The 9,764-nt window shown below is 46.9% G+C and carries 5 protein-coding genes; 3 read left to right on the top strand and 2 right to left on the bottom strand.

The genetic code is table 11. The features are described from left to right. Positions 1–217: 217 nt before the first annotated feature. Positions 218–1,765 (bottom strand): bifunctional GNAT family N-acetyltransferase/carbon-nitrogen hydrolase family protein, encoded by a 1,548-nt coding sequence (locus tag CLV42_RS32655; RefSeq protein ID WP_106606149.1) that lies wholly within the window; start codon positions 1,763–1,765, stop codon positions 218–220. A 134-nt stretch (positions 1,766–1,899) separates the two neighbouring features. Here CLV42_RS32655 and CLV42_RS32650 point away from each other — a divergent pair, with 134 nt between their 5' ends. Continuing rightward, positions 1,900–3,102, top strand: coding sequence for a glycosyltransferase (locus CLV42_RS32650; RefSeq protein ID WP_106606148.1), 1,203 nt, complete (start codon positions 1,900–1,902; stop codon positions 3,100–3,102). A gap of 3 nt (positions 3,103–3,105) precedes the next feature. Then, positions 3,106–3,735, top strand: coding sequence for an acyltransferase (locus CLV42_RS34520; RefSeq protein ID WP_106606147.1), 630 nt, complete (start codon positions 3,106–3,108; stop codon positions 3,733–3,735). A 4-nt stretch (positions 3,736–3,739) separates the two neighbouring features. Here CLV42_RS34520 and CLV42_RS32640 read toward each other — a convergent pair whose 3' ends face one another. Then, a complete protein-coding gene (locus tag CLV42_RS32640) occupies positions 3,740–7,915 on the bottom strand; it encodes a PKD domain-containing protein (protein ID WP_106606146.1) in 4,176 nt (1,391 codons plus the stop codon). Between the two features lie 503 nt (positions 7,916–8,418). On the opposite strand from CLV42_RS32640, the gene CLV42_RS32635 reads away from it, so the two are divergent. After that, complete coding sequence (locus tag CLV42_RS32635; protein ID WP_106606145.1) at positions 8,419–9,756, top strand: lipopolysaccharide biosynthesis protein; 1,338 nt, start codon at positions 8,419–8,421, stop codon at positions 9,754–9,756. Positions 9,757–9,764 lie beyond the last annotated feature (8 nt).

Below are 9,764 nucleotides of genomic sequence, written 5' to 3'. Positions count from 1 at the left end.
CAGTGATTGCCTTATATGCGGTTTCTGTTCGTCAGACCGGGATTTTGCCGCCGACTTCCTTCAGATTCCACCTCACGGTGGACACCCTTGTCTTGAGCTAGCGATTCCTACTATCAAGGCTCGCGGAGGACTTACACCTCCTAGTTTATGAACATGCCAGGCGCACAACAAGGGGACTCCTAGCGGAGTCCTATTGCGTTTTGTTAAGAACGTTTATTCAATTGTTTTTACCGGGCTTTTTCCACTTAACCTCGTAGAGATCCCTGCGCATGTCCTTCCTGGTTTGGACGCTGCCGAAGGCATTAAGCTCTTTAAGCAGCACCAGATCCACATCTGCAATTACCACCATTTCTGTATTAGTGGTAGCATCCGCTTTGACTCCTGTTACAGGGAATGCGAAGTCAGAAGGCGTGAACACAGCGCTCTGAGCGTACTGTAAGTCCATGTTGTTGACCTTCGGCAGGTTGCCCACACAGCCGGCAATGGCTACGTAACACTCGTTTTCGATGGCCCTTGCCTGTGCACAGAACTTCACACGGTTGAAGGCATGCTGGGTATCAGTCAGGAAAGGTACAAACAATATCTGCATTCCCTGCTCTGCCAGTATACGTGACGGTTCGGGGAACTCTACATCGTAGCAGATCTGGATACCTATTTTCCCGCAGTCCGTATCAAATGCCTTCAGCCTGTCACCGCCCTTTACGCCCCAGGCATATACTTCACTGGGTGTGGGATGCATTTTGATGTATTCTTCGTAGGTGCCATCACGGCGGCAAAGGTAACAGATATTGTAGAGCGCTTCGTCAATGACGATGGGCATGCTGCCACCAATGATATTCACGTTGTAGGACACGGCGTGCTGGATGAGTTGATCTCTCAGCTGTTCGGTATACTTTGCTACTCCTCTGATGGCGCCTGCGGAATCGCGTTGGCTGAATTCCGCCATTAACGGCGCATTGAACAGTTCGGGGAATACGACAAAGTCTGAGCCATAGTCGCTTACCGCATCTATAAAATATTCCACCTGCTGCATGAACCCTTCCAGGCTGCCATAGTCGCGCATCTGCCACTGCACAAGTCCGATGCGTACGGTGGATTTATTGTAGCGGATGGTATCCTGGTCTTTTTCGTAGTAGATATTATACCATTGCAGCAGGGTGGCAAATCCTTTGGAGGCTTCGTCGTGCGGCAGATAATTCTTCAGGATCTTTTTTACCTGGAAGTCGTTGGAGAACTGGAAGGTCAATGTAGGATCATAGATCTCTTTATCGCGTACCTTTTCGATGTAATCTCTCGGCGACATTTCATCTGCATATTTAAGATAATTGGGAATACGCCCACCGGCTACGATACCACTAAGGTTGAGTCTTTCGCAGAGCGTCTTGCGGGCATCGTATAAACGCCGGGCCAGTCGCCGGCCACGGTAATCAGGATGTACGAACACTTCAATACCATACAGGACATCGCCCTTGGGGTCATGTGTACTAAAAGTATAATAACCGGTTATTTGTTCATACGTGTGTTCGTCACCGAATTTTCCGTAGTCAACGATGATAGACAATGCGCAACCTACCACCTTATCGTTTACGGTAACAGCAATCTGTCCTTCGGGGAAAAGCTCTACCAGCCTGCGTATGGTGGGTTCACGCCAGTAGCTTCCTTCCATGTCTGCGTATGCAGATACCATCGATTCTTTGAGATCCAGGTAATCTTCAGCGGTTAACTGCCTGATCTCGATTGTTTCGGGAATGTGTTTCGAAGTCATAAAATAATAGTTCACGTTTATCTTTTACTACTGCTTTTCTATAATGTAAAAAAAGTAGCTATATTTGGGTCGTTTTTAGCCATGCTCCCTTGAGACCTCAATAAGCAATTATATCACCATAATTCTTAACTGCAGTGTCACTCATCAGGAACCGGGATATTGTTATCATTGGCTTACAGCAGTGGTATACCCCTATAGGAAGTAATTGTAAGAATATAGCGCTACAATTCGCCCGCCACAATCGTGTGTTATATGTCAATTCACCGCTTGACCGGCGAACCATCCTGCACCAAAAGGATGATCCCAATATCTCTTATCATCTCAAAACTTTACAGAAGAAAGAACCTGCGATCGTACCTGTCGGAGAAAATCTATGGAGCTATTATCCATCTTCCGTACTTGAATCCATTAACTGGCTGCCGGCCAGGGCACAACCACTCTTCTCCTGGCTAAACAAACGGAATAACAGGAAGTTTGCCGCAAGCATTCTGGAAGCGATCACGGCATTGGGCTTTTCTGATGTTATCCTCTTCAATGATAACGATATTTTTCGTGGTTTTTACATGAAAGAATTGCTCAAGCCGGCTACGTACATCTATTACAGCCGTGACTACCTGTTGGGCGTGGATTACTGGAAGAAACACGGAGAAAAGCTGGAACCCCAGCATATCGCAAAAGCAGATGTGGCGCTGGCGAATTCCACCTATCTGACAGACATGCTCAAAAAATATAATCCGAATAGCTTTTATGTGGGACAGGGATGTGATCTTTCCCTGTTTGACGTAACGCAACAGTATGCTATACCTGCCGATGTGGCGAACATAAAAGGACCGCGTATAGGCTATGTGGGAGCATTGAATGCCCTGCGGCTGGACCCGGGCATTATTGAGCATATTGCCAGGGAAAAGAGTGACTGGTCAATTGTACTGGTCGGGCCGGAAGATGAATATTTTAAGCAATCAGTATTGCATCAGCTGCCTAATGTACATTTCCTGGGCAGAAAGGAATTAAAGGACCTGCCGGCCTACATCCGGGCCTTTGATATATGTATCAATCCCCAACAGGTGAATGTACTGACCGTAGGCAATTATCCATTAAAAATAGATGAATACCTCGCATTAGGAAAACCGGTAGTTGCCACCGCCACCAGGACGATGGAGCTATTCGATTCACACACTTATCTTGCCCGGAATGCAAATGAGTATGTTACGCTGATCAGCAAAGCGCTTTCAGAAGATAGTCCTGCGCTGCAGGAAGAGCGTATCTCTTTTGCCCGCTCCCACAGCTGGGAAAACTCCGTAAGAGCCATTTACGACGCCATCTTAAACACTGCATGACCGATGAGCACATTTACAAACCTGAAAGAAAAGATCAAAAGTAATCCCGGACTAAAACAGTTTGCGCACCGTATGATAATGCCCAAAGGCCAGGCAAGGCCGCGCTTATGGGTAAGACTGGTGGTGAACCGTTTTATACATAAAAGAGGAAAAGGTGCTATCGTACGCCGTTATACCCGGTTGGATGTATTCCCCTTCAATCATTTCGCGTTGGGCGCCAAATCAATCATCGACGATTTCGCCACTGTCAATAATGGAATGGGCGATGTACTGATCGGCAACAATGTGCAGGTGGGTATCGGTAATGTGGTGATCGGCCCTGTTACCATTGGCGACAATGTGATCATTGCCCAGAATGTCGTGATGTCAGGACTTAATCACGGCTACCAGGACATTGACGTTCCTATTGGCATGCAACCCTGTACTACCGGAGAGATCAACATCGGTGCTGACAGCTGGATCGGTGCGAATGCAGTGATCACAGCGGGCGTAAAAATAGGGGAACATTCCGTGGTAGCAGCGGGTAGCGTTGTTACCAGAAATGTTCCCCCATTTAGCATTGTAGCCGGGAATCCTGCAAGACTCATCAAACAGTATAACCCGGCTACAAAATTATGGGAAAAGGTTCCCTGATCTATTAGTTAGCTTTTATAAACTTCGTACTCCATTTATAGGTACTGTTCTTGTACACTACCTGCAGGATGTATACACCTGTTGGCAGAGATGATATATCCAGCGCTTCCTGCTGATTATCACCCGCTGGCAGGTTATAACTCCTCAGTGCCTTGCCCGATACGTTATAGATGGTGATTGTACCCTGGGTAGCATCCTTCATACGTTGTTTGAAGTATAATGTGCTGACAGCCGGATTCGGATAGGTCATGATCTCAGGAACGAAGGTATCTCCATCCGCCTCAAGCACGGTCACTTCGAACGTAGAACGGGCGCTTAGTTTATTGGCATCGGTTACGGTCAGTTCAAATACATAGCTGCCCGGGAACGTCATACCAGAGATCTTCGTACTCCGTGCATCCGGCGCAGAGAAACTTGCCGGCAGCGGACCATATACCTGTCTCCACGCATAGGATGTAATTTTGCTGTTGGTTGCATAAGAGGCACTACCATCAGCCGTCATACTTTCCTTCGGCAATTTCAGGGTCAGATCGCCCTGTGTACGAGCTACAGGCGCCTTATCGCTGGTGTTGGTACCTGAAGCCGGCAGTACGGTTACCGTTATATTATCTCTGGTAGTAGCATTTTTATTGTCTGTCACCACCAGTTCGAATACATAAGTACCTTCAGTCAGTGCCGATACCACATTGATAATACCCTGTGAGTTGGAGAAGCGTACGTCTTTGCCGGACATCTTCAACCATTGGTAATTGGTGATCACACCGTCCGGATCGGAAGAAGCTGCCCCATTCAGGATGACGCTGTTCACCGGCAAGGTAATGGTCACATCTGACCCTGCATTGGCAACAGGTGGCTTATTAGTGATTGGTGCACTTTTCACCACCACTTTCACAGTATCAACGTCGGTCACGTTATCATTGTCAGTAACAGTGAGTGTCAGCAAATAGGTGCCCTCTACGAGGCCTGTTGCGCTGGTTACAGCCACACCGGATTGTGTAAAAGTACCACCGGCAGGGCCACTCAGCTTATTCCATGCATATTTCACGATACTGCCATCTGCATCTGTGGAAGCACTTCCATTCAGGTTCACTGTACTGGTTGGCAGTGTGATCGTCTGATCAGGTCCGGCGTTAGCTACAGGCGCTACATTTGGTGCAAGGTTTACTCTTACCACTACATTCGCCGTAGCGGTAGCATTATCATCGTCGGTAACGGTCAGGGCGAAGGTGTAAGTTCCTCCTACGAAACCTGTTACTGTAGTACTTGCCAGGGTAGCGTTAGTGATGTTTACAGTAATAGGGCCTGCTATCTGTTTCCAGGCATATTTGACAATTTTACCATCAGCATCTTTGGAAGCAGCACCGTCCAGCGTTACCCTATTGGTTGGCAATGTGATGCTTTGCATAGTACCCGCATTGGCCACAGGCGCCTGATTCGGCCGCGCAACAGGATTTACGGTCACTGTAACATTCGCAGTAGCAGTAGCCTTATCATCGTCGGTCACAGTCAGGGAGAATACGTAGGTACCTGTCACCAAACCTGTTGCCGTAGTTTTAGCGAGTGTGGAACTGGTAAACGTACCAGCAGCTGGTCCGCTTACTTTCTTCCAGGCATACTGGGTGATCTTACCATCAGCATCTGTGGAAGCAGAACCATCCAATGCTACGGTATTAACAGGCAGTGTGATGGATGTATTCGTGCCTGCATTCGCTACAGGGATTTTGTTTGCTACAGCCGGATTTACTTTTACAATGATACTGTCCATGTCTGTAGCTGCTTTGTTATCCGTAACAGTCAGCGTGAAAATATAAGTACCTGCAGTTAGTCCGGTCACACTGGTAGTGGCGACTGCTGCATTGGTGATCGTTCCTGCGGTTGGGCCAGATAGTTTCTTCCACGCATATTTGCTGATACTACCATCCGCATCGCTGGAAGCGGAAGCATTGAGTGTCACAGTATTCGTTGGCAGCGTAATAGTTATATCCTTACCGGCATTCGCTACAGGTGTTGTATTACCATTGCCCGGAGCTGCGGTTCCCTGGTATTCATAGGCGCCCACATCAAAGCCTTTGTTCATGGGACGTCGGTTACCATCGAGATCATCTGTCAGTCCCAGGTCGGCCACTGATTTACCACCGTCAATCGCTTTTGATGTACCCGTGAGGTGGAAATCGCCGCCGGCAACATTGGTTACGAACTTGCCGGCATTGGCAGTCTTAGTGAACAGGTTATTGCCATAGTCGAATTTAATATTCTGTGCGCCCCTGATGTAAATACCATCCGTAGGATAGCTGCCGCCCAAAGAATTTTCGATCACCAGGTTGTTGTAGACCTTATGGCCGAGGGTAGTCAGGTAGGCGTATATTTTGATACCGCTATTGCCGGTGTTATAGATCGTGTTATTATAGATGTAGGCGGTCACAGGTTCGAGGATCAGTTTATCTGCTACCTGGATACCCTCTCCGTTCTCGACGTTGGAAATAGTGTTATTATACACATAAGAAATACCAGATCCGAATAATGCCACACCGGGCAGATAACCGTGGTCCACAACGTTGTCATACAATTTCACACGGGAGCCACCGCCCATCAACATACCATAACTCTGTGCATCCAGTCTGTTGGTACCATAGTCGCGCACGATATTATTGTGCACCCTGTTATCTCCCATGTCGGCCATTGCCACCTGGATACCGTCCTGGCCCATGTACTGAAGGTCATTGTCATATACTTCCAGGTCCTGGATGTGGTGGGATTTGATACCCTTGCAAAGGGCATAATCCATAATATAATGTGTGTTACCGATATAGAACCCTTCATAGGCTGAATAGCGCCCCTTGATGTGGTGGATCTTCACATTCTTCATCACGTATTTGCCTTCCCAGAACTGGGGATTGTCGCATTCCTGGGTGGTCTTGGCCACAATAAAGGAGCCCACGTTGTGGATATAAAAGTTGTGTACATCAATGTCGCTGCTGCCTGAGCCCAGGTACATCCCCTGCATGACAATACCCAGCAGGTTCTTTCCGTTCACATCAAATCCGTATTCGATACCAGGGGTACCGGAACCAGTGATGTGCAGGAATTTACCTCCCATTATGCCGAAGGAAACATCTGTTTTTAATGTATTGATACCTGTTCTTACCACGCCACCGCAGTTAGTAATAACGATCGGTTTTTCTGCAGTACCTACCAGACCTCCCAGTTGTATGAATTCATAATCTCCTGCAGCAATACAGAGTGTATCGCCTGGTACCAGGTTGAAGGTACTCATGGCGTTCGTATACCACATACCATTGCCGATATTCGTCTTCGCCATCACCCTCTTATTACCGGAAGGTGGTGGAGGTGGAGGATCAACGGATGTACCTTTTGCGTACTGCAGCATCCACTCATATACGTTCATGCCATTTTCCTTGTAGGCAGGATCGTAAGCGGTGGTCCAGGCATCATGTCCTTTTTTATTAAAAATGGTGAGTTTGGGTGTCGGGTTGGCAGCCGGTTTATAGGCATCTATCATGGACACCCAGTCCCTGGAATATTGCGAAGGTACCATTGGATCGTCAGTATTATGGAAGAACCACATCGGTACATCGTTTTTAGCTACTGTATTAGGCGCCCTGGGGAGCGACTTTGGATTCATATTACCTGCAATAGGGACAGCAGCAGCAACCAGCTGTGCATAGGAATCATTTGCACTCGCAAAATCTTCCGTCACCCCCCCCCCCATGCTCAGACCCGTTACATATATACGCCTATTGTCAATCCTGAATTTTTTCTTCAGGTAGTTGATCAGGCTCAATACATCTACCGGGCCTGGAATTTTCTTAAACTGCGGGGCTGCAACTATAAATGAAAAAGATTTCCCTTTGACTGTAAAAGAGGTGGGAAATGTACCCTTGTCGATGAGTTTTGGTAAACCGTTCTTCAGCACAGACTTCAGATGTGTAGTACCGTTGCCAAGTTCACCTATGCCATGAATGAAAACGATCAGCGGAAAAGGCTCTTTGCTGTTTGCGTAGGATGGAGGGACGTATTCGTAATACCCTCCGGAATTTGTAACATTGGTTCCGGCTAATGATACCGCTGTCATCTGAGCGGTTGCTGCTAGCGTTGTGTACAGTGTCAGCGCGAGGCATGCGGTGACCACCCTGAACATAGTTGTGTACAAATGTCTCATCAGTCAGGTTTTTCAATTAAACTATATGGTACGCTTGGAGGGGCTATCCCCTTATCTAATTGATAAAGCAATCAGATGAAAAAGATTAGAGCACGTTGGATGTAATCGTGTACGTTGTCCCGTAGAGGTCTTAGCAAGGTCGTCGTGATGTCCGTTTACTCATCTGGTTGTTCATAAGGGCGTCTGATTCACGCTAGCGTCTACAAATCATCTGATATGCCTTTGCTCTTAGATGCTTTTCAAGATCCGGCGGCAAAGTACAATAATTTTATTTGTCAAATAGAATATTTTTTATATGTAATTATACTAATTAATAAAGCATTATAAAAAATAATACGTAAATAAATAGCAACGATATTATTGTTGGGGCTTCGCGAAATTAAATTTTGTCAAACTTTTATATTACGGTAATATTGTGGTCACTGGAATACACCGTTCCCCCAATAATCTTATCCTGTACAAAGACCGCACAAATTTCAATTCACTGGTTTTATATCAAATACATGGGATTTAAATTATTATTGGTATTTAACAACAGGCATTTTCACTCTTTATTAGGTAATCTCGTTTCTGCTTTCCTGAACGTTTTATCCTTTGCTATTCTCGTTCGTTTACTGTCCCTTTCCGCCTTCGGGGAATGGGTATTGTTCATAGGCACTTATACTGTACTGGACCAGATCCGCACGGCTTTACTGCAATCGGGCATTATTAAATTCTATACCGGCGTCGATGAAAAGACCGGCCGGGAAGTGGCGGGCAGCGCCTGGTACCTGGTGCTCATTTTAACGGGCATTTACCTGCTTTTAAATCTCATTGCAGGACTTATACTCTACAACTTTTTCGATGAAACCTGGCGTTTCTTTATGCGCTGGCTGGGCGTCATGATGGTGGTGTCTGTTCCCTTCAATGTGGCCAGCTGGTTTCTGCAGGCAGAACATCGTTTTGACAAGATATTGCAGATACGTTTCTGGCAGAACGGGGGCTTCCTGGTGCTGATATTAGTGTTTCATTTTTTCGGCACGGTTACCCTGCCATATGTACTGGTAGCTTATATGACCGGGCTCGCGGCCACCAGTGGCTTTACGTTGCTAAAGGGCTGGACCAAGGTGCGTACCGTGGTGCACAGTACCAAAAAACAGGTGATCATACTGGTAAAATATGGCTGGCTCATTGTGGGTAGTATGATCTCTTCCGGCTTTCTCAACTATTCAGATAACTTCCTCATCCGTACCATGATCAGTCCTGCGGCGGTAGCTATTTATAGTATTCCGCAGAAGTTCATGGAGGTAATTGAGATCATTCTCCGCAGTTTTGTGGCCACCGCACAACCTACACTATCCGGGGCTGCCAACAGGAATGAATGGCCCGAAGTATCACGGGCTTTCAGCCGTTATACGGGCGTTGTCAGTATCGTGATCATTCCTTTTATCATCGGTATGATCGTGTTCACCCAACCACTGATCATTATCCTGGCAGGCCGGGCATACCTGCCGGCAACAGATGTAGTGCGTATTTTCCTGCTGTGCGCTTTTCTCTATCCCATTGACCGCTTCATCGGCGTGGCACTGGATATGATCAACCGGCCACTCACCAATTTCTATAAGAACTTCATAAAACTGGTACTGAATATCATTGGAGATATTGTCTTCATCCGGCTCTTCCATGACGTGCGCTGGGTGGCATTTGGCTCGCTGCTGAATATGGTCTTTTGTGTGGTGATCGGTTATTATATGCTGAAGAAATATGTGCCATTCACGACAGGTGAGATTATCCGGCTGGGCTGGGCAGAATGCCTGGTAATGCTGGAGAAAGTGACCGGGAAGTTAAAGCTGGTGAAATAAAGCGTTGC

Source organism: Chitinophaga ginsengisoli, assembly GCF_003014595.1.
Classification (GTDB): Bacteria; Bacteroidota; Bacteroidia; order Chitinophagales; family Chitinophagaceae; genus Chitinophaga; species Chitinophaga ginsengisoli.
This window is presented reverse-complemented; position numbering and strand designations above follow the sequence as displayed.

Bases quoted from the DNA above. Each gene is read 5' to 3' on its own strand.
- CLV42_RS32635 (WP_106606145.1), top strand. From the start codon at position 8,419: ATGGGATTTAAATTATTATTGGTATTTAACAACAGGCATTTTCACTCT.
- CLV42_RS32640 (WP_106606146.1), bottom strand. From the start codon at position 7,915: ATGAGACATTTGTACACAACTATGTTCAGGGTGGTCACCGCATGCCTC.
- CLV42_RS32655 (WP_106606149.1), bottom strand. From the start codon at position 1,765: ATGACTTCGAAACACATTCCCGAAACAATCGAGATCAGGCAGTTAACC.
- CLV42_RS34520 (WP_106606147.1), top strand. From the start codon at position 3,106: ATGAGCACATTTACAAACCTGAAAGAAAAGATCAAAAGTAATCCCGGA.